Here is a 24312-nt window from a genome sequence, read left to right as displayed (position 1 = left end):
GAGCTGGACCAGCTCGCCGAGGCGGGCCGCCCACTGGTGCGGCTGCGCGACCAGTGGGTGGTCCTGGACCCCGAGGCGGCGCGGCGCGCCCGCGACCGCCAGGACCGCAAGCTCGCCCCCGTCAACGCGCTCGGCGCCGTCCTCACCGGCCGCGCGGAGGCCGACGGCGCAGAGATCGAGGTGCACGCCACCGGCTGGCTGGCCGCGCTGCGCGACCGCCTCGCCCGGCCCGGAGAGAACGGGGAGGACGGCGGCGTGCCGCCCGTCGCGCAGCCCGCGGCCCTCGCCGCCACCCTGCGCGACTACCAGCTGCGCGGGCTGGACTGGCTGGTCCGGATGACGTCGCTCGGCCTCGGCGGCTGTCTCGCCGACGACATGGGGCTCGGCAAGACCGTCACCCTGATCGCGCTGCATCTGCACCGGCAGGACGTGCCCGAGGCCGCCGGGCCCACCCTGGTGGTCTGCCCCACCTCGCTGATGGGCAACTGGCGGCGCGAGATCGAGCGGTTCGCGCCGGGCACGCCGGTGCGCCGCTACCACGGAACGGCGCGCAGCCTGGACGACCTCGCGGACGGGGAGTTCGTCCTGACCACGTACGGCACGATGCGGCTCGACGCGCAGCGGCTGGCCGAGGCGGGCCCCTGGGGCATGGTCGTCGCCGACGAGGCGCAGCACGTCAAGAACCCGTTCTCGGCGACCGCCAAGCGCTTGCGCACCATCGGGGCCAAGGCGCGCGTCGCGCTCTCCGGCACCCCCATCGAGAACAACCTCTCCGAGCTGTGGGCGATCCTCGACTGGACCACGCCCGGGATGCTGGGCACCCATGACGCGTTCCGCAGGCGCTACGCCCAGGCGGTGGAGAGCGGCAGCGACCCGGCCGCCGCGGAGCGGCTGTCGAAGCTGGTCCGCCCCTTTCTGCTGCGCCGCCGCAAGTCCGACCCGGGCATCGCGCCCGAACTTCCCCCCAAGACCGAGACGGACCGGGCCGTCGCGCTCACCAAGGAGCAGGCGGGGCTGTACGAGGCGGTGGTGCGGGAGATCCTCGCGGAGATCGCGGGCGCCGACGGGCTCGCGCGGCGCGGACTCATCGTCAAGCTGCTGACCGGACTGAAGCAGATCTGCAACCATCCGGCGCAGTTCCTGAAGGAGGACCGGCCCGTGGTCCCCGGCCGGTCCGGGAAGCTGGAGCTGCTCGACGAGCTGCTGGACACCATCCTCGCCGAGGGCGCGAGCGTCCTCGTCTTCACCCAGTACGTCCAGATGGCCCGGATCCTCGAGGCCCACCTGACCGCACGTGGAGTACCGCTGCAACTGCTCCACGGCGGTACGCCGGTGGCGCGCCGCGAGGAGATGGTGCGGCGCTTCCAGGACGGCGAGGCGCCGGTGTTCCTGCTGTCGCTGAAGGCGGCGGGCACCGGGCTGAACCTCACCCGCGCTGGCCATGTCGTCCACTACGACCGGTGGTGGAACCCGGCCGTCGAGGCGCAGGCCACCGATCGCGCGTACCGCATCGGCCAGACCCAGCCGGTGCAGGTCCACCGCCTCATTACGGAGGGCACCGTGGAGGACCGGATCGCCGCGATGCTGGAACGCAAACGGGAGCTGGCCGACGCGGTGCTGGGCTCCGGCGAGGCCGCGCTGACCGAACTGACCGACACCGAACTCGCGGAGCTGGTGGAGCTGAGGGGGACCGAGCGATGAGCCGTGCCGGGAACACCGACGAGAACGGATACGCCGAGGAGAACGGATACGCCGAGGACACGCCCGACGGGCGGCCCGAGCGCACCCTCGCCGCCCTGCCGCCCACCCACGGCCGCGGCTTCGCACGTACCTGGTGGGGCCAGGCCTGGCTGAAGGCCCTGGAGGACACCGCGCTGGACAACGGGCAGCTGAAGCGCGGCCGCAAGCATGCGCGCGAGGGCGCGGTCGGCGCGGTGTGCGTACGGCCGGGGCGGATCACCGCGGTGGTACGGGACCGGGACCGCACCCCGTACCGCTCCGACGTGCTGCTCCAGGAGCTGGACGACGGCGAGTGGGACCGGCTGCTGGAGGTGGTCGCGGAGCGCTCTGGGCATATCGCCGCGCTGCTCGACCGCGACATGCCGCCACAGCTCGTCGAGGACGCGGCCGCCGTGGGCGTCGACCTGCTGCCGGGGATAGGCGACCTGGAGCCCGAGTGCGCGTGCGAGGCGTGGGACCACTGCCCGCACACCGCCGCGCTGTGCTACCAGGTCGCCCGGCTGCTGGACGAGGATCCGTATCTGCTGCTGCTCATGCGCGGGCGCGGGGAGCGGGAGCTGCTGGACGAGCTTCAGGTCCGCAGCGTGGCGCACGCCGCCCGGCACGCCGCACCGGCCGGGGACGACGCTTCCGCCGCGGCCCCGGGAGGCGTACCGGCCCCGGCGGGCATAGCGGCTCAGGCGGCGTTCACCGAGCCCGGCCCGGCCGCGCTGCCCGCTCCCCCACCGGCCGTCGCCGCGCCCGGCCGGCCCCCGGCGCTCGCCGGTGGTACGGACCCGGCGCCCGGGCTGGACGTCGCCGCGCTGGAGTTCCTCGCGGCCGACGCCGCCGTACGCGCCCGGCGGCTGCTGGCCGAGGCGCTGGCTCCCGGCCATGCCACGTCCCCCGTCCCGGCCGTGCTGACGGAGTGGCAGGACACGGTGCGGCTGACCGCCGCCGGTCCCCCGGCCGAGGTCGCCGCACGGCTCGCGGCGGGCTGCGGCCGCGACCGCATGGACCTGGCCCGCGCCGTACGGGCCTGGGAGCACGGCGGGGCCGCCGCGCTCACCGTGCTGGAGGAGGAGTGGACGCCGGACGCCGAGGCCCTGGCCCGCGCCCGTGCGCAGCTCGCCGCCGCGTGGGAGGAAGGTGAGCGGGCGCCCCGGCTGCGCGCGGCGGGCAACCGCTGGACGGCGGTGGGCACCGACGCCCAGGTGCGCTACGGACGCGACGGGCGCTGGTGGCCGTACCGCAAGGACCGGGGCCGCTGGTGGCCCGCCGGTCCACCGGCCCAGGATCCGGAGGCGGCCCTGGCGATGCTCGCCGCGGACTGACCCGGCAGCACCAACGGGCCGTGGAAGGGGCGGCAACCTTTCGCGGGGGCGTGGCAACCGTAGGGCGTCAGAACACCCCCCGCACATGCCTCCACGGGACGGAGATCCTCCATGCCCCCATCGCGTCCGCGCTCCCGGCGCCGCCGCCCCGGTCCGCTCGTCGGCACCCTGGCCTTCGCCACCGGCGCCACGCTGATCGCCGTTCCGGTCACCGGTTGGCTCGGCGACAGCGGCCGGGCCCACGCGGCCGGGTTCCACCGCCGCGGCGACCCTCGTCGTCGCCAAGGACGGCAGCGGTCAGTACACGACCGTCCAGGCGGCGGTCAACGCGGTCCCGGCGAACAACTCCTCCGCGGTCACCATCTCCGTCAAGCCCGGGACGTACCGGGAGACCGTCAAGATCCCCTCCAACAAGCCGCACATCCGGCTGGTGGGCAGCACCGGCAACAAGAGTGACGTGACCATCGTCTACAACAACGCCTCCGGCACCCCCAAGCCGGGCGGCGGGACCTACGGCACCGGCGGCAGCGCGACCGTCGCCGTCGAGGCGGACGACTTCCAGGCGCGCCACCTCCAGTTCGTGAACGACTTCAACGAGGCCAACACGAGCATCACCGACAAGCAGGCGGTCGCGCTGCGCACCGCGGCGGACAAGATCGTGCTGGACAACATCGGTGCGGTCGGCGACCAGGACACCCTGCTGCTCGACTCCGCGAGCAAGACCACGGTCGGCCGGGTGTACGTCAACAACTCGGTGGTCCAGGGCAATGTCGACTTCGTCTTCGGCCGCGCCTCCGCCGTCATCAACAAGTCGACGATCCGGCTCGTCAAGCGCTACGACGGCAGCTCCGGCGGCTATGTCGCGGCGCCCTCGACCGCGGCCGGGAAGAAGGGCTTCCTGTTCATCGACAGCACCATCAGCGGTGACGTCACCAGCCGGTCGTTCTACCTCGGCCGCCCCTGGCACGCGGGCGGGGACGCGAGCCTCGATCCGCAGACGGTCGTCCGCAATACGAACCTGTCGGCGGCGGTCAAGACCACGCCGTGGACGGACATGAGCGGCTTCTCCTGGAAGGACGACCGCTTCGCGGAGTACAAGAACACGGGCGCCGGTTCCGGTGCGGCGAGCGGCGACCGGCCGCAGCTGACCGACGCGCAGGCCGCCGACTACGAGATCGCGGACTGGCTCTCCGGCTGGCAGCCGTCCTGATCCGGCGGGTCCGGCGGGTCCGGCCGGTCCGGCCGGACCGGCCGGTCCGGCCGGTCCCACAGGACCGGTGAACCCCGGCCGCCGGTCCCGTCGGGGGGCGGGACCGGCGGCCGGTCACGGTCGCTGCCGCGGTCAGCCGCGCGCGGCCAGCAGATGGTCCATCGCGAGCTGGTCCAGGCGCTCGAAGGCCATGCCGCGCTCGGCGGCGGCCTCGACGTCGAACGCCTCGAAGGCGGTGCGGTCGGCGAGCAGCGCGGCCGGGGTCTCGCCCTCGTCCAGGGTGGGCCGGGCCAGCTCGTCCAGGCGCGAGGCGCGCAGCGCCTCCTGGACCTCCGGGTCGGCGCGGAAGGCGGCCGCCCGCTCCTTGAGGATGAGGTAGTTGCGCATGCACCCGGCGGCCGACGCCCAGACGCCCGCGATGTCCTCGGTACGCGGCGGCTTGAAGTCGAAGTGGCGCGGCCCCTCGTAGCCCGCCGTCTCCAGCAGGTCGACGAGCCAGAAGGCGGCCCGCAGATCGCCAGCCCCGAACCGCAGGTCCTGGTCGTACTTGATGCCGGACTGACCGTTGAGGTCGATGTGGAAGAGCTTGCCCGCCCACAGCGCCTGGGCGATGCCGTGCGGGAAGTTCAGCCCGGCCATCTGCTCGTGGCCGACCTCGGGGTTCACCCCGTACAGCTCGGGCCGCTCCAGCCGCTCGATGAAGGCGAGGGCGTGGCCGACGGTGGGCAGCAGGATGTCGCCGCGCGGCTCGTTCGGCTTGGGCTCGATGGCGAAGCGCAGATCGTAGCCCTGCTCGGTGACATACGCGCCGAGCAGGTCGAATGCCTCCTTCATCCGGTCGAGGGCGGCCCGCACGTCCTTGGCACCGCCGGACTCCGCGCCCTCACGGCCGCCCCAGGCCACATACGTCTTCGCGCCCAGCTCGACCGCGAGGTCGATGTTGCGCAGGGTCTTGCGGAGGGCGTAGCGGCGGACGTCCCGGTCGTTGGCGGTGAAGGCGCCATCCTTGAAGACCGGATGGGTGAACAGGTTGGTGGTGGCCATGGGCACGGTCATGCCGGTGGCGTCCAGGGCCTGCCGGAAGCGCTTGATGTGCGACTCGCGCTCGGTCTCCGACGCGCCGAAGGGGATCAGGTCGTCGTCGTGGAAGGTGACGCCGTACGCGCCGAGTTCCGCGAGCCGGGTGACGGACTCGACGGGATCGAGCGCCGGGCGCGTGGCGTCGCCGAACGGGTCCCGGCCCTGCCAGCCGACCGTCCACAGGCCGAAGGTGAACCGGTCCTCGGGGGTGGGGCTGTAGCTCATCGCGACTCCCTCGCCTCTCTCGCCTATTTCGTCAGGGCGCTTTACAAATTAGTATGCGCGAGCATTCCGGGGAAGCCCCGCTCAGGCCGCGAAAGACTCGTCGCAGCACACAGGACAGGGACGCAAGGGAGAGCGCGAGATGGCAGCAGCAGCCGTGCCCGTGCCGGAAGGACCGCTCGTCGTCGGCGTGGACAGCTCCACGCAGTCGACCAAGGCGCTGGTCGTCGACGCCGCGACCGGCCGGGTCGTCGCACGCGGCCAGGGTCCGCACACCGTCGGCGGCGGCGCCGACGGCGAGGGCAAGGAGAGCGATCCCGAGCAGTGGTGGGAGGCGCTGGCGGAGGCGCTGCGCCAGTGCGGTCCGCACGCCCGGCAGGCGGCCGCGGTCTCCATCGGCGGCCAGCAGCACGGGCTGGTGACGCTGGACTCCTCCGGCCGTCCGGTACGCCCCGCGCTGCTGTGGAACGACGTGCGCTCGGCGCCGCAGCGCGACCGGCTGGTCGAGGAGCTGGGCGGCCCCAAGGCGTGGGCGGAGCGGATCGGCAGCGTGCCCGCGACGTCGTTCACCGCCACCAAATGGGCCTGGCTCATGGAGAACGAGCCGGAGGCGGCCCGCGCCACCGCGGCCGTCCGGCTCCCCCACGACTACCTCACCGAACGGCTCACCGGCTACGGCACCACCGACCGCGGCGACGCCTCGGGCACCGGCTGGTGGGCGTCCGGCACCGAGGCGTACGACGAGGAGATCCTCGGCCGGATCGGGCTCTCCCCCGCCCTGCTGCCGCGCGTGCTGCGGCACGGCGAGGCGGCCGGGACGGTGCGGGACCTGCCGGACCTGCCGCTGCCCACCGGCGCCCTGGTGGCCACCGGAACGGGCGACAACATGGCGGCGGCGCTCGGGCTCGGGCTGCGCCCTGGGCAGCCCGTGCTCAGCCTCGGCACCTCCGGCACCGTGTACGCGGTCTCGGAACACCGGCCCACGGACCCCACGGGGGTGGTCGCCGGGTTCGCCGACAGCCGTGACGCCTGGCTTCCGCTGGCCTGCACCCTCAACTGCACGCTCGCCGTCGACAAGGTCGCGGCCCTGCTGGGCCGGGACCGGGAGGCGGTGGAGCCGGGCGGCCGGGCCGTACTGCTCCCGTTCCTGGACGGTGAGCGCACCCCGAACCTGCCCCATGCCTCCGGGCTGCTGCACGGGCTGCGCCACGACACCACGCCGGGACAGCTCCTCCAGGCCGCCTACGACGGCGCCGTCTTCACCCTGCTGACCGCGCTCGACCAGGTGCTGGACGCGGACGCGGCCCCCGACACGCCACTGCTGCTCATCGGCGGCGGCGCCAAGGGCACGACCTGGCGCGAGACGGTACGGCGGCTGAGCGGCCGCCCCGTCCAGGTACCGCGGGCACAGGAACTGGTCGCCCTCGGCGCCCCCGCCCAGGCCGCGGGGCTGGCGCTGGGCGAGGACCCGGCGGCGGTGGCACGCCGCTGGGCGACGGCGGAGGGGCCGTCGTACGAGGCGGTGGAGCGCGACGAGGCGACGCGGGAGCGCATCGCGCGGGTGCTGTCCGACGCGGACGGGCTGCTGCGCCGGGCCTGAGCCGCGCCGGACGAGACGGACCGTACGAGAGGAGATCACGACGGTGGCAGCGCCACTGCCCAACACCCAGCAGGCGATGCGCCGCCGCAATCTCTCCCTCGTGCTGCACGCCGTGGCCGCGCACGGACCGCTCTCCCGCGCGTCCGTCGCGGCCCGGGTCGGGCTGACCCGGGCCGCCGTCTCCACGCTGGTGGACGAGCTGATCCGGGACGGGCTGCTGGTCGAGCTGGGGCCCTCCCGGCCCGGCACGGTCGGCCGCCCCGGCAGCGCGCTCCAGCTCAACGAGCGCGGTCCGGCCGGGATCGGCGCGGAGATAGGCGTGGACCACCTGGCCGTCTGCGCGGTGGACCTGGGCGGCCGGGTGCGGGCCCGTACGGAGGTGGCGTCGGCCAACCGGGACCGCACCGTGGGCCCGGCGCTCGCCCGGCTCGCCGAGCTGGTCCGGCAGGTGGCGGCGGAGGCGGTACGCGAGGGACTGCGGCCCGCCGGGCTCGCGGTGGCGGTGCCCGGCCTGGTGGCGCGCGATTCGTCGCTGGTCGTGCGCGCCCCCAACCTCGGCTGGGAGGGCGTGGACGTCGGCCCCGCGCTGCGCGCCGCGCTGCCCGGGCTGCCGCTGACCGTCGACAACGAGGCCAACCTCGGGGCGCTCGCCGAGCTGTGGCGGGGCGGTCATGACCCGGCGCCGCGCGACTTCGTCCATGTCTCGGCCGAAATCGGCATCGGCGCCGCGGTCGTGCTGGACGGGCGGCTGCTGCGCGGCACCCATGGCTTCGCGGGCGAGCTGGGCCATGTGCCGGTGCGGCCCGAAGGGCCCGCGTGCGCATGCGGCGGGCGCGGCTGTCTGGAGCAGTACGCGGGCGAGGAGGCGGTGCTGCGGGCGAGCGGACTCTCCCCCGAACAGGCCGCCGCCCAGCACCCCGGGCCCGGCGGCCGGATCGCCCTGCTGGCCGAGCGGGCGGCGGACGGCGACCGCCGGGTACGGCGCGCGCTGGACGGCGCGGGCGAGGCGCTGGGCATCGCGCTGGCCGGTGCCGTGAACCTCCTCGACCCGCGCACGGTGGTGCTCGGGGGCGCGCTCACCCCGCTGGCGCCCTGGCTGCTGCCCGCCCTGGAGCGGGAGTTGGCTCTGCGGGTCGCGGACCCGGCGCGCTCCGGTCAGGGCGCGGTGACGGTCTCACGGCTGGGCTCCGACGGTCCGCTGCTCGGCGCGGCGCACTCCGTGGTGCAGGCCGTACTCGACGATCCGGCGGGGCTCAGGGAAGCGGCCGCGGTCACAGGAAGCGGTGCATGATGTGCAGCCCGACGTAGCCCTCCGCCGGATGGTGGAACGCCTTGGGTACGGTGCCCACGACCTCGAAGCCGAGTGAGCGCCACAGCGTGACCGCCCGGGTGTTGGCCTCCACCACGGCGTTGAACTGCATCGCCTGGTAGCCCTCGGCGCGCGCCCACTCCAGGACGTGTTCGCCGAGCGCGCGGCCGACGCCCCGCCCGCCGCTCTCGGGCGCCACCATGAAGCTGGCACCGGCCACATGCGCGCCGGGCCCCATCTGATTGGGGTTCATCTTGGCCGAGCCGAGCACCGTGCCGTCGGCGTCGACGGCGACGACGGTCCGGCCCGGGGGCTTGAGCATCCAGAGGTCACGGGCCCGGTCCTCGTCCAGGTCGCGGGGGTAGGTGTAGGTCTCGCCCGCGGCGACGATGCGGTGCAGGAAGGCCCAGATCGCGGGCCAGTCCTCGGGGGTGGCGGTCCTGATGAGCATGGCGGCCAGCATGGCGGAACGGACCGGCGTCCCGCGAACCGATTTCCGCGAGTCCGCCGGCCCGCCCGCCGGGATCCCCGTGCCGCGTCAGCGAACGTGCCGTGTCAGTGAGCGCGCCGCTTCAGCAAGCGGGCCACGTCAGTGAGCGCCGCGCAGGAACTCCTCCAGCCCCGCCAGGTCATCGGTGTTCAGGTAGTCGACGTGCGCGGCCAGCAGCTCGCGCCACACGGCCTCGCGCGCCGCCCCCGCGAGGTCGGGCGTGGCCCAGAAGCGCACCTTCTGCCGGGCCGCGCGGGCGGCGACGGTGATCTGGTACAGCTTCTCCCGCTCCTCCTGCGGCATCGGGCCGACGCCCTGCCAGGTGAAGGTCTTCGTCCAGTCGGCGCTGATGAGCGGGATGAAGGAGGCGGGCACGCCGGTGCCCATGTCCTCCAGCCGTCCGTCGTAGAAGGCGTGGCGCACCTTCTCGGCCTCCATGGGGGCCCGGGCCCCGCGGTCGCCCGATATGACGGCGGTCACCGCGCCGCGCCGCACTCCGCCGCCGACCCCGCCGTAGGCGGTGCTGAACATCCGGCTGTAGCGGCGCAGCCGCTTGGCGAGTTCGAGGTAGGTGGCCTCGCCGGGGGTCTTGATGTCGATCAGCAGTTGCAGCGACAGGTCGTAGCCGCGGTAGACCCGGCCGCCGTTCGCCATGACGCGCTGGAACAGCGGGTCGAGGTAGAGGGACTCCAGGGTGCGGGTGGGGTCGAGGTCGGTCGCGTCGTGGGCGACCAGCAACTCTCCGTCCACCAGCCAGATGTCGGCCTCGACGCTGCCGAAGCCGTGGGACAGCGCGTCGAGGAGCGGGCGCGGGTGCTCGTAGTCGTTGTGCGCATGGGCTCTGGCCAGCGGCGGCTTGGGCCTGGGCCCGGTTGAGTCCGCGAACGCCGGGGCGGCGGTGCCGCCCGCGAGTGCGGCTCCGAGGGTGACGACAAAGGCGCGGCGTGTACGGCGGACCATGGGGCCTCCCGGCTCTCGTCCCGGCGTGGTGCCGGATGTACGCGTCGGACGCCAGTGAGTATCGGGGGGCCACGGTCCCCGTGGGCAGGGGCGTGCGAAGAGTTCCGCAGGTGGTCCCCGGCCATTTCCACGCCGTTCCCGCGGCCCCGGCGGCGGGCGGCGAAGTCCGGTGGTGACGGGATGGGCTGACGGAGAGGCGGCACAGAACCATGACGGGACGTGGACACGGAACGCGGGTGCGGGTGGCGGCGGTGGTCCTGGCGTGGGCCGCGCTGGTCGGCACGGACGCTGCCGGGGCGGCACCGGCGCACGCCGACGCCCGCGCGCCGCGGTTCAACTCGAGCGCCGTCATCGCGCCGGGCGTCGAATACCGGACGTTCACCGTGGCCGCCTCGCACGGCACGGTATACGGCCATCTGCTCTCCGTGGATCTGCGCGAACCGGGCATCTCGCTCGATCTGTTGACCGCGGGCGCGGTCGCCGCCCGCAAGCCGGTCTCCGCCATGGCCGACGAGCGCGGCGCGGTCGCCGCCGTGAACGGCGACTTCTTCAACATCTCCGAGACCCAGCACCCCGGAGTACCGGCCACGGGCGCCCCGGTCGGCCCCGCGGTGGCGGGCGGGGCGGTGCTCAAGTCGGCGGTGCCGGACGGCCAGCGCTTCGGCCCGGTGCTGCCGCCCGGCACCACCACGGAGGACGTGGTCGGCCTGGGCGCGGACCAGGTGGCCCGGCTCGGCCGGCTGACGCTGCAGGGCACCGTGGAGGCCCCTCCGGGCACGCTGCCGCTGCGCGGGGTCAACCAGTACGCGCTGGCGGAGGGCGGCGTCGGCGCGTACACCTCCGGCTGGGGGACGGCCGCCCGCACCCGTGCGGTGTGCGGGACGGACACCGACCGGGCGGCGCCCTGCGGCCAGGACACCTACGAGGTGACGGTGCGCCGGGACGTGGTCACCCAGGTGGCGGCCGCCCCGGGCGAGGGCGCGATCGCACCGGACACGGTCGTCCTGGTGGGGCGCGAGGCGGGCGCGCGGGACCTGCGCGTGCTGCGGGTCGGCGACCCGGTGCGCGTCGGATACCGGCTGGAGGGCGCGGAGCGGGCACCGTTCACGTTCGCGGTCGGCGGATTTCCGATCGTCCGGGACGACCGCCCGCTCGCCGGGCTGGACACGGTCGACGCGGCCGTACGCACCTCGGCGGGCATCGCCGACGGCGGGCACCGGCTCTATCTGCTGGCCCTGGACGGCGGCCCGGCCTACCGCAAGGGACTGACCATCGGTGAACTCGCGGACCTCATGCTCGACACCGGCGCCGAGGACGCGGTCGACCTGGACGGCGGCGGCTCGTCGACGCTCGTGGCGCGCGAGCCGGACGGCGCGCGGACGACGGTGCGCAACCACCCCTCGGGCGGCGCCGAGCGACCGGTCCCGAATGGGATCGGAGTATTCACTCGGCACTAATTCCGCAAACCCCTGGTGAGGCACTCTTTTGAGTGAATGCACGGCCCAAAATCCGCTGATAGCTTGGCAGTTGCTCGAGCGGAATATCTCTTCAAGTCCGTACAGGGATGGGTGAGCATTCACGATGACGACGTCCGTTGAATCAGGTTCCGGTATCGGCAATCCGCAGCCGCCCACGAGTCTGGGCACGGAGGCGGCACGGAATCTGGCGACGACGACAAAGTCCGTGCCGCAGATGCAGGGCATCACCTCGCGGTGGCTACTGCGCATGCTGCCGTGGGTGCAGGTTCCGGGTGGTTCGTACCGGGTGAACCGCCGGGCGTCGCACACGCTCGGCGACGGGCGGGTGGAGTTCACCACTACCGGGTCGACGGTGCGGGTCATCCCCGTCGAGCTGCGCGAGCTGCCGCTGTTGCGCGCCTTCGAGGACACCGCGGTGCTGGAGGCGCTGGCGGACCGCTTCACCCAGCGCGAGTTCGCCCCCGGGGAGCTGCTGGTGGAGGCCGGGCAGCCGGCGGACGAGCTGGTCCTGCTCGCCCACGGCAAGGTCGACAAGCTGACCGAGGGGGCGTTCGACGAGCCCTCGGTGGTCGGCTCGGCCGCCGGCGGCGACCACCTCGGCGAGCGGGAGCTGGCCGCCGCCGAGCCCGGCACCTGGGGCATCACCGCCAAGGCGGTCACCTCCTGCACGGCGCTCGTCCTGTCCCGCCAGGAGTTCGAAGAGCAGCTGGACCGGTCCCGTGAGCTGCGGGCGCATGTGGAGGCGGTGCGCTCGGCGCCGGTGGCCCCGCAGAACGAGCATGGTGAGGCGTCCATCGACCTTGCTTCGGGTCACACGGGCGAGCCGCTCCTGCCCGGGGTGTTCGCGGAGTACGAGCTGAAGCCCCGTGAGTACGAGCTGAGCGTCGCCCAGACGATCCTGCGTGTCCACACCCGCGTCGCCGACCTCTACAACGAGCCGATGAACCAGGTCGAGCAGCAGCTCCGGCTGACCATCGAGGCGCTGCGCGAGCGCCAGGAACACGAACTGGTCAACAACCCGGACATCGGCCTCCTGCACAACGCCGACCTCTCCCAGCGCATCCACACCCGCAGCGGCCCGCCCACCCCCGACGACCTCGACGCGCTGCTGGCCACCGTCTGGAAGGAGCCGGGGCTGATCCTGGCCCATCCGCGGGCCATCGCGGCCATCGGCAGGGAGTTCAACAGCCGGGGCATCGTCCCGCAGCACGCGGAGGTGAACGGGCACGCGGTGCCCGCCTGGCGCGGGGTGCCCATCTTCCCGTGCAACAAGATTCCGGTGAGCCGCAGCGGCGTCAGCTCGATCCTCGCGCTGCGCACCGGCGAGGAGAACCAGGGCGTGATCGGCCTCCACCGGACCGGAATTCCGGATGAATACCAGCCGAGCCTTTCCGTTCGATTCATGGGAATCAACGACCAGGCCGTCATGTCGTACCTCGTCAGCGCCTACTATTCCGCGGCCGTCCTCGTCCCGGACGCACTCGGAATCCTGGAGAACGTGGAAATCGGACTCTGATGGTCCGGCGGCCGCGCCCCTCGGCCGCCCGGATGACCTTCCCGCAACGCCCCCTCTACCGAAATGGGTGATGAACGCAGATGACCACCTCCGTGGAGTCCGGTGAGCAGCCGCAGAGTCTGGGTACGGCCGCAGCCCGGAATCTGGCGACCACGACCAAGTCCGTGCCGCAGATGCAGGCCATCTCCTCCCGGTGGCTGCTGCGCGTGCTGCCCTGGGTCCAGGTGTCGGCCGGTACGTACCGGGTGAACCGGCGGCTCACCTACACGGTCGGGGACGGACGGATCGAGTTCATCAGCACCGGATCCGAGGTGCGGGTGATTCCGCCGGAGCTGGGTGAGCTGCCGACGCTGCGCGGCTTCGGCGACACCGCGGTGCTGGAGGCGCTGGCGGACGGCTGCGTACAGCGGGAGTACGCGCCGGGCGATGTGCTGGTCGAGGCGGGGCGCCCGGCCGATCAGGTGTACCTCATCGCCCACGGCAAGGTCCGGCAGATCGCGCCCGGGGCGTACGACGAGGGCACGACGCTGGGGCTGCTGGCCGACGGGGAGTACTTCGGGGACGCGGTGCTGACCGGCCCGGAGCGCACCTGGGAGTTCACCGCGCGGGCCGTCACCCGGACCACGGTGCTCACCCTCCCCCGCCGGGTCTTCCAGGAGGCCGCCGACCGGTCCGAGGCGCTGCGCGGCCATCTCCAGGAGGCGTCCGGGCGGACCGCCCCCGCGCAGAACCGGAAGGGGGAGGCCGATATCGCGGTCACCTCCGGCCATACGGGCGAGCCGACGCTGCCGGGGACGTTCGCGGAGTACGAGCTGAAGCCGCGTGAGTACGAGCTGAGCGTGGCCCAGACGATCCTGCGCGTCCACACCCGCGTCGCCGACCTCTACAACGAGCCGATGAACCAGGTCGAGGAACAACTCAAGCTGACCATCCAGGCGCTGCGCGAGCGCCAGGAACACGAACTGGTCAACAACCGGGAGTTCGGTCTGCTGCACAACGCCGACCTCTCCCAGCGCATCCACACCCGCAGCGGCCCGCCCACCCCGGACGATCTGGACGAGCTGCTGGCCCGCCGCCGCAAGACGCAGTATCTGCTGGCGCATCCGCGCACCATCGCCGCCTTCGGCCGTGAGTGCAGCAGCCGGGGGCTGTATCCGCAGGGCGCCGAGGTGGCAGGGACCGCGGTGCGCGCCTGGCGCGGGGTGCCGCTGCTGCCCTGCAACAAGATCCCGGTGAGCGAGTCCGGCACCAGCTCGATCCTCGCGCTGCGCACCGGGGAGGAGAGCCAGGGCGTGATCGGCCTGCATCAGACGGGCATTCCGGATGAGTACGAGCCCAGTCTGAACGTGCGGTTCATGGGCATCAACGAGCAGGCGATCACGTCGTATCTGGTGAGCGCCTACTTCTCGGCGGCGATTCTGGTGCCCGACGCCCTGGGTGTGCTGGAGGACGTCGAGGTCAGCCGCTGAGCGGTTGCCGGGATCTTGAGAACCGCGGCCGTAGGCGCCGGTCAGGGGCGGACGCTGCTGACCACGTCCGCGGTCGCGGACAGGCCCTCGGAGATGGTCGGCGCGATGCTGCTGCTCGCCAGGTAGAAGCCCAGCGTGACGCAGACCAGGGCATGCGAGACGCGCAACCCGCCGCTGCGCAGGAAGACCACCGCGAGGATCAGCAGGAGCAGGACCACGGAGATCGAAATGGCCATGGGGAGCCTCCTGGGCCGCTTCAGGGGATCGGGATCCGGCCGTCAGTGTGGCCCAGAATCGCCCTGAATCCCCTCGAAGCGGGTACTCCACACGAGTGCCGATCTCCCGTTCGATCTCTGGGGTGACCGCGGCGCCCGGTGAATCCGCCCGGCAGCGGGGCGGATTCACCGGGCATCAGCCCGTGGTGCCGGTCAGCCCGTGGGCGCGGGGAGGTCCAGCAGGTCGGCGAGCGCCTGGCGGTGGCGGCCCGGGGTGCCGAACAGGGTCTCGGCGCTCTTGGCCCGCTTGAGGTAGAGGTGCGCCGGGTGCTCCCAGGTCATGCCGATGCCGCCGTGCAGCTGCACGCACTCCTCGGCCGCGTGCACCGCCACCTGCCCGCAGTACGCCTGCGCCACGGCCACCGCGACCGGGATGTCCGCGCTGTCGGCGGCCAGCGCGTCGGCGGCGTGCCGGGCGGTGGCGCGGGCCGAGACCAGCTCCAGGTAGAGCGCCGCCATGCGGTGCTTGAGCGCCTGGAACGAGCCGACGGGGCGGCCGAACTGATGGCGTTCCTTGGTGTGGCGGACGGTCTCGGTCAGACACCATTCGGCCACGCCCAGCTGCTCGGAGGCGAGCAGTCCGGCGCCGGTCAGCAGCGCCCGTACGACGGCGGCCTGTGCGCGGTCGGCCTCGGCGAGCCGACGCGCGGGGGCGCCGGTGAGGGTCACCGCGGCGAGGGGACGGGTGAGGTCGAGCGAGGTGAGGGGCTCCACGGAGACGCTGGCTTCCGTGGTCTCCACGGCGTACAGGCCGTATCCGTCCGGCCCGTCGGCGGGGACGAGCAGCACATCGGCGCCCGCCGCGCCCGCGACATGGGGGATCCGGCCGCTGAGCGTCCCGTCGCCGTCCAACCGTACGGTCGCGGCCGGGGCGGCGGCGCCGGGCGTGGTGGCCGCCGGGACCGCCAGCGCGCCGACCGTACGGCCCTCGGCGAGGGCGCCGAGCAGCCGTGCCACGGCGGCCTCGCCGGTGTCGCAGCCCAGCACGGCGCCGACCGCGACGACGGCGCTGGTGAGGTACGGCACGGGGGCGACGGCCCGGCCCAGTTCCTCCATCACGACCGCAGCCTCGCGCGCGGTGGCGCCCTGTCCGCCGAGCTTGTCGGGCACGAGCAGCCCCGCCGTGCCCATCTCGGTGCCCAGCGAGCGCCACAGCGCGGGGTCGTGCGCCCGGCCGCTCTCGGCCTCGGAGAGCACGGTGGCGGGCGGGCAGCGGTCGGTGAGCAGCGACCGCACGGCGGCGCGCAGATCGTCCTCGGCCTCGGTGTAGAGCAGGTCCGGGGTGCTCATCGGGGCAGATCCTTCCACGGGACGTCCTTGTCGGTCCGCGGCTCGGGCGGCAGGCCCAGGACGCGTTCGGCGATGATGTTGAGCAGGACCTCGGAGGTGCCGCCCTCGATGGAATTGCCCTTGGCGCGCAGAAACCGGTATCCGGCCTCGCGTCCGGTGAAGTCGACCAGTTCGGGGCGGCGCAGCGTCCAGTCGTCGTAGAGCAGACCCTCCTCCCCCAGCAGTTCGACCTCCAGGGCGCTGATCTCCTGGTTGAGCCGCGCGAAGGCGAGCTTCATGGCCGAGCCCTCGGGGCCGGGCTGTCCGACGGCGAGCTGCTGGCCCAGCCGCTCGCCCGCGAGCCGGGCGGCCTCGACGTCCACCCACAGCCGCAGCAGCCGCTGGTGCAGATCGTGGGTGCGCAGTTCGGGGCGGTCGCGCCAGGTTTCGGAGACCAGACCGATCATGCCGCCCTCGCGGGGGACACGGCCGCCGCCGATGGCGACGCGCTCGTTCATCAGGGTCGTCTGGGCGACCCGCCACCCCTCGCCGATCTCGCCGAGGCGGCGGCTGTCGGGGATGCGCACGCCGGTCAGGAAGACCTCGTTGAACTCGGCCTCGCCGGTGATCTGGCGCAGCGGCCGGACCTCGACACCCGGGTCGGTCATATCGCAGACGAAGTACGTGATGCCGCGGTGCTTGGGCAGGTCGGGGTCGGTGCGGGCGATGAGGATGGCCCAGCGGGCGAGGTGCGCGCTGGACGTCCAGACCTTCTGGCCGTCGACCACCCAGTCGTCGCCGTCGCGCACCGCCCGGGTGGCGAGTGCGGCGAGGTCGGAGCCCGCGCCGGGCTCGCTGAACAGCTGGCACCACACCTCCTCGCCGGTCCACAGCGGGCGCAGCAGCCGCTGCCGCTGCTCCTCGGAGCCGAAGCCGAGGATGGTGGGCGCGGCCATGCCGAGGCCGATGCCGATGCGGCGGGGGTCGTTGTCGGGTGCGCCGGCGGCCTCGAGTTCGGCGTCCACGACGGCCTGGAGCGAGCGGGGGGCGTCCAGTCCGCCCAGCCCCACCGGGTAGTGCACCCAGGCGAGTCCGGCGTCGAAGCGGGCGCGCAGGAAGTCCAGGCGGTCGGTGGTGGCCGGGGGGTGGGCTTCGAGGAACGCGCGGGTGCGGCTGCGCAGTCCGTCGGCGTCCACGGCGGTGGTGTCCCGGGCGGTCTCGGGCGTGCTCATCGGGCGTCTCCCTCGGGCTGTCCGGGGACGACCACGACGCGCCCGGTGGTCACGCCGTCGGCGACGCGCTGGACGGCGTCCGCGGCCCCGCTCATCGGCACCCGCTCGCTGACCAGCGGTTTGACGGTGCCCTGAGCGGCGAGCTTGGTCAGCTCGTCGTGACACGCTCGGATCGAGGCCGGGTCGTAGGTGTTGTAGAGGCCCCAGTGGAGGCCGAGGATGGCGTAATTCTTGACCAGGGCGTGGTTGAGGGCGGCCTGCGGGACGACGCCGCTGGCGAAGCCGACCACCACGATCCGGCCCTCGAAGGCGATGCATTTGACGGACTGCGCGAAGGCGTCGCCGCCGACCGGGTCGTAGACGACGTCGGCGCCGCGTCCGCCGGTGGCCTCCTTGACCGCGCCCACGATGTTGTCGCCGCGCCGGTCGAGCACCACGTCGCAGCCCAGTTCGCGGGCGACCCGGGCCTTGTCCTCGCCGCCGACGACACCGATCACCCGCGCCCCGGCCGCCTTGCCGAGCTGGACGGCGGCGCTGCCGACGCCGCCCGCGGCGGCGTGCACCAGCAGCGTGTCCCCGGCCCGCAGCCCGGCCCGGCGGTGCAGGCCGAACCAGCCCGTCTGATAGCCGATGTGCAGGGCCGCGGCCTGGGCGTCGTCCAGTGCGTCGGGTGCCGGCAGCACGGTGGCCGCGTCGACGGTCACGTACTCGGCGAAGCCGCCCGCGGGGAGCGTGGGGGTGGCCAGGACGCGCGCGCCCACCTCGCCCTGCGCCCCCTCGCCGAGGGCGACGATCTCGCCGCACAGCTCGACGCCCGGGGTGAACGGCATGGCCGGCCGCACCTGGTAGTGGCCGCGGCACAGCAGGGCGTCCGGGAAGTTGACGTTGACGGCCCGGACCCGCAGGAGCAGTTGTCCGGGCCCGGCCACCGGATCGGGCACGTCGTCGAGGCGCATCACCTCACGCGGCTCGCCATTGTCGTGCACTCGCCATGCCTGCATCCGGTGGCCTCCAGAAGCTTTCGGTAGGGGCGCGAAACCCTTCGGGGCGCACATACTAACCAGTCGGTACGAACAGGGGAACCGGCTCGTGCGGGGGCTTCAGCCATCCTGCCTTCCCGCCCGGCGCGCGGTGAACTCTTGTGCAACTCTGGAGGCACCCTTGAGCCCGGAACCTCGACGGACAAGAGTAGGCGGCGACATATCGGTTCCTATCGCAGCGATCCGATGGCCGGAACGGGACGGGAGATGACGACTGTGCCCGACAGCAAGGCAATCGACGAGGCCGAGATGGAGGCCAGACTCCACGGCATCTGTTTCAAAACCGGTCCTCCGCGACGCATCGGCGTCGAGCTCGAATGGCTCATGTACGACCCGCACGACCCCGCACAACCCATAGAGGCGGCCCGGCTGGAAGCCGCGGTCACCGCACTGCGCGGACTGGGCCTCGCGTCCGCGCTCACCTTCGAACCCGGCGGCCAGCTGGAGCTCAGCTCCCTCCCGGCCGACTCCCTCACCGCATGCGTGGAGTCCGCCGCCGCCGATCTGGTCCTCGTCCGCGCACTCCTCGCCGAGCTGGGCCTCGCCATCGCCGGTCATGGACACGACCCCTGGCGCCCACCGCGCAGGATCCTCACCACACCCCGCTACGACTCCATGGAGACCTATTTCAACCGCCGGGGACCGGCAGGGCGCTCCATGATGTGCAACACCGCCTCCGTACAGGTCTGCGTGGACGCCGGACAGGAGGAGCCCGGTCCGCTGGGCCTCGGGCGGCGCTGGCGGCTGGCCCATCTGCTGGGCGCCGTACTGACCGCCGCGTTCGCCAACTCCCCGCTGCGTGAGGGCCGCCCGACCGGTTTCCGCTCCACCCGGCAGGCGCTGTGGGCGGCGATGGACCCCGGGCGCACGCTGGCCCCGCCCGACGACAGGGATCCGCGCACCGCCTGGACCGGGTACGTGCTGGACGCGCCCGTGATGGCCATCCGGGACGACGGCACGCCCTGGGCGGTGCCGGACGGACTCACCTTCCGGCAGTGGGCCCGCACCGGACTGCCGCGGCCGCCCACCCAGGACGACCTCGACTTCCATGTCTCGACCCTCTTCCCGCCCATCCGCCCCCGCGGCCACCTCGAGCTGCGCATGATCGACGCGCAGAGCGGCGACGACGGGTGGATCGTGCCCCTCGCCGTGACCGTGGCGCTCTTCGACGACCCCGAGGCCGCGGAGACCGTCTACCGCGTGGTGAAACCGCTCGCCGAGACGGCGGGCGCCCGGCCCGCGCCCTGCAATCCGCTGTGGATGACGGCGACCCGTGACGCCCTGACCGACCCCGAGCTGCGCAACACCGCCGTGGCCTGCTTCGCCACGGCGCTGGAGGCGCTGCCCCGGATCGGGGCCTCCCCCGCCGTCGTATCCGCCGTCGCCGACTTCGCGGACCGCTATGTCGCCCGCGGCCGATGTCCGGCCGACGATCTGCTCGCCCCCCTTCCCGGGAAGGAGGAACGGTCATGACCGCTTCCGGCCCCGCACTCGACCCCGAGGCGCTGCGCCAGCGCGCCGAAACGGTTCTGCGTACCGCGCGCGACCGCACCCACACCCTCACCAGCTGCGTGGACGAGAACGACCTCACCGCCCAGCACTCCCCCTTGATGTCGCCGCTGGTCTGGGACCTGGCGCACATCGGCAACCAGGAGGAGCAGTGGCTGCTGCGCGCCGTCGGCGGACAGGACGCCCTGCGCCCCGAGATCGACTCGGTGTACGACGCGTTCGAGCATCCGCGCGCGAAGCGCCCCACGCTGCCGCTGCTGGCGCCCGCCGAGGCCCGCGGCTATGTCGCGGACGTACGCAACCGGGTGCTCGACATCCTGGAGCGGACCGAGCTGCGCGGCGCCCCGCTGGTCGACGCGGCCTTCGCGTTCGGCATGATCGCGCAGCATGAGCAGCAGCACGACGAGACGATGCTCATCACCCATCAGCTGCGCCGCGGCCCCGCCGCCCTCACCGCCCCGCCACCGCCCGACACCTCCGGCGGCGCCCTGCCGGACGAGGTGCTGGTCCCGGGCGGCCCGTTCACCATGGGCACCTCGTCCGAGCCCTGGGCGCTGGACAACGAGCGCCCCGCCCACCACCGGCTGGTGCCGCCCTTCTTCATCGACACCACCCCGGTGACCAACGGCGCGTACGCGCACTTCATCGCCGACGGCGGCTACACCGAGCGCCGGTGGTGGACCGCCGAGGGCTGGGCGCACATCCAGGAGCACGGCCTGAGCGCCCCGCTGTTCTGGCGGCGCGAGGGCGGCCAGTGGCTGCGCCGGAGCTTCGGGGTGACCGAGCCGGTGCCGCCGGAGGAGCCGGTGCTCCATGTGAGCTGGTACGAGGCGGATGCCTACGCGCGCTGGGCCGGGCGGCGGCTGCCCACCGAGGAGGAGTGGGAGAAGGCCGCCCGCCACGATCCGGAGAGCGGCCGGTCCCGGCGCTATCCGTGGGGCGACGCGGACCCCACCCCCGACCACGCCAACCTCGGCCAGCGCCATCTGCGGCCCGCACCGGCGGGCAGCTATCCGCAGGGCGCCTCGGCGCTGGGCGTACGCCAGCTCATCGGGGACGTGTGGGAGTGGACGTCGAGCGACTTCCTGCCCTACCCGGGGTTCACCGTCTTCCCGTACCCCGAGTACTCGCAGGTCTTCTTCGGGCCCGCGTACAAGGTGCTGCGCGGCGGCTCCTTCGCCGTGGACGCGGTCGCCTGCCGCGGCACGTTCCGCAACTGGGACCTGCCGATCCGCCGCCAGATCTTCTCGGGCTTCCGCACTGCCCGCGACGCGTCCCCGGCGGAGGTCTCATGAGCGCGCGACAGCGGACAGCGAATACGACGGGCGCGCGGGGGCTCACCGGGGGCGCCGGTGTGTAGGCATCTGGCGTACCTGGGTCCCGAACGGCCCATCGGCGAGGTCGTCATCGCACCGGAGCACAGCCTGTTCACGCAGTCCTGGGCACCGCGGCGGCAGGCGCACGGCACCGTCAACGCCGATGGGTTCGGCGTCGGCTGGTACGCGCCGGGCGACCCGGTGCCCGCGCGCTACCGGCGTGCCGGGCCCATCTGGGGCGATCTGTCGTTCGCCGATCTCGCCCGGGTGGTACGGACCGGGGCGCTGATGGGGGCGGTGCGGGACGCCACCGTGGCGAGCGCCGACGGCGAGGCGGGCGCCTCGCCGTTCGCCTCCGGCGCCTGGCTGTTCAGCCACAACGGGGCCATCAGCGGCTGGCCGCACACGCTCGCGGGACTCGCCGAGTCCCTGCCGCCCGCCGATCTGCTCGGTCTCGAGGCGCGCTGCGACTCGGCGCTCGTCTGGGCGCTGACGCTGCACGCGCTGCGGCTGGGCCACGACCCGGCCGAGGCGCTGGCCCGGACCACGGAGGAGGTGGCGGCCGCCGCACCCGGTTCACGGCTCAACCTGCTGCTCATGGACGGGGAGACGATCGCCGCCACCGCCTGGGGCGACACCCTCTGGTACCTGACAGGCCCTGACCGCGCGGTCGTGGTCGCCTCCGAGCCGTACGACGACGATCCGCGCTGGACCGAGGTCCCCGACCGCACGCTGCTCACCGCCACCCGCTCCGATGTACTCCTCACCGCACTCAAGGAGGGTTCCGCGTGAGCCCCTTCACCGTCACCCGCACCCTGCCCGCCGACGCCACGGCCGCGGCCCTGCGCGCCGATGTCGCCGAGGGGCTGACCCGCACCCCCAAACAGCTGCCGCCGAAGTGGTTCTACGACGCCCGGGGCAGCGAACTCTTCGAGGAGATCACCCGGCTGCCCGAGTACTACCCGACGCGCGCGGAGCGGGAGATCCTGATCGCGCGCGCGGCGGAGATCGCGGACGCCACCGGCGCCCGCACGCTGATCGAGCTGGGCTCCGGGTCCTCCGAGAAGACCCGCCATCTGATCGAGGCCCTGCCGGATCTGCACGCCTACGTTCCGGTGGACGTCAGCGAAAGCGCCCTGGAACTGGCCGGGCACGCCCTGCTCGCCGACCATCCGGGGCTGACGGTGCACGCGCTGGTCGCCGACTTCCTCGGCGGGCTCACGCTGCCCGACGACCTCCCGGGGCCGCGTCTGCTGGCGTTCCTCGGCGGCACGATCGGCAATCTGCTGCCGCCGGAGCGGGCGGAGTTCCTGGCCTCGGTGAGCGCCCTGCTGTCGCCGGGTGACGCGCTGCTGCTCGGAACCGACCTGGTCAAGGACGAGGCCACGCTCGTCGCCGCGTACGACGACGCGCAGGGCGTCACCGCGGAGTTCAACAAGAACGTGCTCCGGGTCCTCGACCGGGAACTGGGCGCCGACATCGACCCCGCGGACTTCGACCACGTGGCGGTGTGGGACGCCGAGCGGGAGTGGATCGAGATGCGGCTGCGCGCGCGCAAGGACCTCACCGCGAAGATCCCCGCGCTGGATCTCGCGGTGTCCTTCGCGGCCGGGGAGGAGGTCCGTACCGAGGTGTCCGCGAAGTTCCGGGAGGAGAAGGTGCGGACCGAACTGGCAGCCGCGGGGCTGGAGTCGCGGCGTTGGTGGACCGACGCCGCGGGCCGCTTCGCACTGTCGCTGGCGGTACGGATGTGACGTGTGGGGACGGTGGGACACGGGAGCGCATGATCGTCACCCTGTGTCCCGCTTGAACCACCGATCGAAATAATGTGATGCACATCACATCGCCGGAAGAGGGCCGCAGCACAGCGCGTTGTGGCCCTTTTTCGGTGTGAACTCCCTCTTGTTGTGGCCAAATCGGGCCCCTTATGTTTAGCCCGCTTTGGCAGCCCGCCTCGGGCAGCACCTCACAGGCAGCAGGAGAAGGAGCCGTCCATGCCCTTACGGGGACGCCACCGCCGTTACAAGCCCAACCGCATCTCCCGTGCCTCGTTGAGCGTCACGGCGGGCGGCGCCGGTATCGCGCTCCCCCTCGTCGCCGCCGCGGGCGCGAACGCCGCCTCCAGCGAGACCTGGGACAAGGTCGCCCAGTGCGAGTCCACCAACAACTGGGACATCAACAGCGGGAACGGCTTCTACGGCGGGCTCCAGTTCACCCAGAGCACCTGGGAGGCATACGGGGGCACCGCCTACGCGGCGAGGGCCGATCTGGCCACCAGGGCCCAGCAGATCGCCGTCGCCGAGAAGGTGCTCGACGGGCAGGGGCCGGGGGCATGGCCGGTGTGCTCGGGGAAGGCCGGACTGGCGCAGGACACCGGCGCGCCGCAGAGCGCGCCGAAGGTCGTCAAGACCGTCGCCAAGGAGCGTGCGAACACCGCCGAGCAGGTGCGGCAGAGCAAGCCGACGCCCACCAGCCTGCCGGGCAACGCGTCCACGAAATCCGGCCCCTATGTGGTCGTCGGCGGCGACACGCTGTCCCGGATCGCCGACACGCAGGAGGTGCGCGGCGGCTGGCAGGCGCTCTACGAGACCAACCGCGCGACGGTGGGCTCCGACCCCGACCTGATCTACCCCGGCCAGAAGCTCTCCCTGAGCGGGGGCAAGGCCACGCCGGAGGCCGAAGCCAAGCCTGCGGCGAAGGCCAAGACCAAGCCCGCGGCGAAGCCCCAGGCCAAGCACAGAGCCCAGCCCAAGGCGAAGGCCAAGGCACAGCCCGAGGCGAAGGCCAAGCCGCAGCACACCGAGCGGCGCGTGAGCAAGCCCGCCGCCAAGCCCGCCGCCGCCACCGGCTTCACCGCGCCCGTGAGCGGCGTCAGCCCGACCACCTCCTACCGCGCCTCCGGGTCCAGCTGGTCGAGCGGCCATCACACCGGCATCGACTTCCCGGTGGGGGTCGGCACCTCGGTGAAGGCCGTCGCCGGGGGCCAGGTGGTCTCGGCGGGCTGGGCGGACGCGTACGGCTACGAGGTGATCATCCGGCACGCGGACGGCAAGTACAGCCAGTACGCGCACTTGTCCCAGCTGTCGGTGCGCGCCGGGCAGGGCGTCAACGTCGGCCAGCAGGTCGGCCGTTCGGGCTCGACCGGCAACACCACCGGTCCCCACCTGCACTTCGAGGTGCGCACCGGGCCCGCCTACGGCTCGGACATCAACCCGCTGAGCTATCTGCGCGCCCGCGGCATCAGCATCTGAGCCGCGTTCACTGTCGGTGGGGCGTGCCAGACT

General features: G+C 73.2%; 19 protein-coding genes and 1 pseudogene. 13 read left to right on the top strand and 7 right to left on the bottom strand.

Going from position 1 to position 24312, the window contains the following annotated elements:
* From SSOG_RS43745 to SSOG_RS43735, 3 genes and pseudogenes are all read left to right on the top strand, one after another.
* Window positions 1–1701: DEAD/DEAH box helicase (locus tag SSOG_RS43745; RefSeq protein ID WP_063631628.1), on the top strand; the 1701-nt coding region annotated here is incomplete at its 5' end.
* Window positions 1698–3053 (top strand): SWIM zinc finger family protein, encoded by a 1356-nt coding sequence (locus SSOG_RS43740; protein ID WP_009720750.1) that lies wholly within the window; start codon window positions 1698–1700, stop codon window positions 3051–3053. The genes SSOG_RS43745 and SSOG_RS43740, both read left to right, overlap by 4 nt.
* A 205-nt stretch (window positions 3054–3258) precedes the next feature.
* Window positions 3259–4263, top strand: a pseudogene (locus SSOG_RS43735) (pectinesterase family protein); the annotation flags it as partial.
* Window positions 4264–4395: 132 nt separating this feature from the next.
* Here the strand turns inward: SSOG_RS43735 and xylA are convergent.
* On the bottom strand, window positions 4396–5568 hold the full coding sequence (gene xylA, locus SSOG_RS43730; protein WP_009720748.1) for a xylose isomerase: 1173 nt from the start codon (window positions 5566–5568) through the stop codon (window positions 4396–4398).
* Window positions 5569–5722: 154 nt separating this feature from the next.
* Here xylA and xylB point away from each other — a divergent pair, with 154 nt between their 5' ends.
* The gene (gene xylB / locus SSOG_RS43725) at window positions 5723–7165 is read left to right on the top strand and encodes a xylulokinase (RefSeq protein WP_086015839.1); all 1443 of its coding nucleotides are present in this window, start codon (window positions 5723–5725) and stop codon (window positions 7163–7165) included.
* Between the two features lie 43 nt (window positions 7166–7208).
* Complete coding sequence (locus SSOG_RS43720; protein ID WP_050800196.1) at window positions 7209–8456, top strand: ROK family transcriptional regulator; 1248 nt, start codon at window positions 7209–7211, stop codon at window positions 8454–8456.
* Here the strand turns inward: SSOG_RS43720 and SSOG_RS43715 are convergent.
* On the bottom strand, window positions 8437–8925 hold the full coding sequence (locus SSOG_RS43715; protein ID WP_245606522.1) for a GNAT family N-acetyltransferase: 489 nt from the start codon (window positions 8923–8925) through the stop codon (window positions 8437–8439). The two genes, SSOG_RS43720 and SSOG_RS43715, sit on opposite strands and share 20 nt — an antisense overlap.
* A 138-nt stretch (window positions 8926–9063) precedes the next feature.
* Window positions 9064–9924: a phosphatidylinositol-specific phospholipase C/glycerophosphodiester phosphodiesterase family protein gene (locus tag SSOG_RS43710; RefSeq protein ID WP_009720744.1), complete on the bottom strand. Its 861-nt coding sequence runs from the start codon at window positions 9922–9924 to the stop codon at window positions 9064–9066.
* 209 nt (window positions 9925–10133) lie between these two features.
* On the opposite strand from SSOG_RS43710, the gene SSOG_RS43705 reads away from it, so the two are divergent.
* The 3 genes from SSOG_RS43705 to SSOG_RS43695 all read left to right on the top strand — a co-directional run bounded on the left by SSOG_RS43705 (window position 10134) and on the right by SSOG_RS43695 (window position 14387).
* A complete protein-coding gene (locus SSOG_RS43705; protein ID WP_009720743.1) occupies window positions 10134–11381 on the top strand; it encodes a phosphodiester glycosidase family protein in 1248 nt (415 codons plus the stop codon).
* Between the two features lie 124 nt (window positions 11382–11505).
* Window positions 11506–12918: a family 2B encapsulin nanocompartment shell protein gene (locus SSOG_RS43700; RefSeq protein ID WP_009720742.1), complete on the top strand. Its 1413-nt coding sequence runs from the start codon at window positions 11506–11508 to the stop codon at window positions 12916–12918.
* An 80-nt stretch (window positions 12919–12998) separates the two neighbouring features.
* Complete coding sequence (locus SSOG_RS43695) at window positions 12999–14387, top strand: family 2B encapsulin nanocompartment shell protein (RefSeq protein ID WP_009720741.1); 1389 nt, start codon at window positions 12999–13001, stop codon at window positions 14385–14387.
* 41 nt (window positions 14388–14428) lie between these two features.
* On the opposite strand, the gene SSOG_RS43690 is transcribed toward SSOG_RS43695, so the two are convergent.
* The 4 genes from SSOG_RS43690 to SSOG_RS43675 form a co-directional block, all read right to left on the bottom strand.
* On the bottom strand, window positions 14429–14623 hold the full coding sequence (locus tag SSOG_RS43690; RefSeq protein ID WP_009720740.1) for a hypothetical protein: 195 nt from the start codon (window positions 14621–14623) through the stop codon (window positions 14429–14431).
* Window positions 14624–14815: 192 nt separating this feature from the next.
* Window positions 14816–15952 carry an acyl-CoA dehydrogenase family protein gene (locus SSOG_RS43685; protein ID WP_009720739.1) on the bottom strand — a complete coding sequence of 379 codons (1137 nt, stop codon included), beginning with the start codon at window positions 15950–15952 and terminating at the stop codon, window positions 14816–14818.
* Window positions 15949–17163 carry an acyl-CoA dehydrogenase family protein gene (locus SSOG_RS43680; protein ID WP_039940179.1) on the bottom strand — a complete coding sequence of 405 codons (1215 nt, stop codon included), beginning with the start codon at window positions 17161–17163 and terminating at the stop codon, window positions 15949–15951. The genes SSOG_RS43685 and SSOG_RS43680 overlap by 4 nt, the downstream gene beginning before the upstream one ends.
* Entirely contained in the window at window positions 17160–18164 is a 1005-nt protein-coding gene (locus SSOG_RS43675) for an NADPH:quinone oxidoreductase family protein (RefSeq protein ID WP_009720737.1), read from the bottom strand. Before SSOG_RS43675 ends, SSOG_RS43680 begins: the two co-directional genes overlap by 4 nt.
* A gap of 225 nt (window positions 18165–18389) precedes the next feature.
* On the opposite strand from SSOG_RS43675, the gene egtA reads away from it, so the two are divergent.
* The 5 genes from egtA to SSOG_RS43650 all read left to right on the top strand — a co-directional run bounded on the left by egtA (window position 18390) and on the right by SSOG_RS43650 (window position 24279).
* Entirely contained in the window at window positions 18390–19676 is a 1287-nt protein-coding gene (gene egtA, locus SSOG_RS43670) for an ergothioneine biosynthesis glutamate--cysteine ligase EgtA (protein ID WP_009720736.1), read from the top strand.
* Window positions 19673–21007 (top strand): ergothioneine biosynthesis protein EgtB, encoded by a 1335-nt coding sequence (gene egtB, locus SSOG_RS43665; RefSeq protein ID WP_009720735.1) that lies wholly within the window; start codon window positions 19673–19675, stop codon window positions 21005–21007. Before egtA ends, egtB begins: the two co-directional genes overlap by 4 nt.
* Before the next feature lie 57 nt (window positions 21008–21064).
* Window positions 21065–21820, top strand: a complete 756-nt coding sequence (gene egtC / locus SSOG_RS43660) for an ergothioneine biosynthesis protein EgtC (protein ID WP_009720734.1) — start codon at window positions 21065–21067, stop codon at window positions 21818–21820.
* A complete protein-coding gene (egtD, locus tag SSOG_RS43655) occupies window positions 21817–22782 on the top strand; it encodes an L-histidine N(alpha)-methyltransferase (RefSeq protein WP_009720733.1) in 966 nt (321 codons plus the stop codon). The genes egtC and egtD overlap by 4 nt, the downstream gene beginning before the upstream one ends.
* A gap of 240 nt (window positions 22783–23022) precedes the next feature.
* The gene (locus SSOG_RS43650) at window positions 23023–24279 is read left to right on the top strand and encodes a transglycosylase family protein (RefSeq protein ID WP_009720732.1); all 1257 of its coding nucleotides are present in this window, start codon (window positions 23023–23025) and stop codon (window positions 24277–24279) included.
* The last annotated feature ends 33 nt before the right edge of the window (window positions 24280–24312 follow it).

It is taken from the genome of Streptomyces himastatinicus ATCC 53653, from assembly GCF_000158915.1.
GTDB lineage: Bacteria > Actinomycetota > Actinomycetes > Streptomycetales > Streptomycetaceae > Streptomyces > Streptomyces himastatinicus.
Note: the sequence above shows the minus strand (reverse complement) of the source record. Positions and strands in the feature narration are given on the sequence as shown.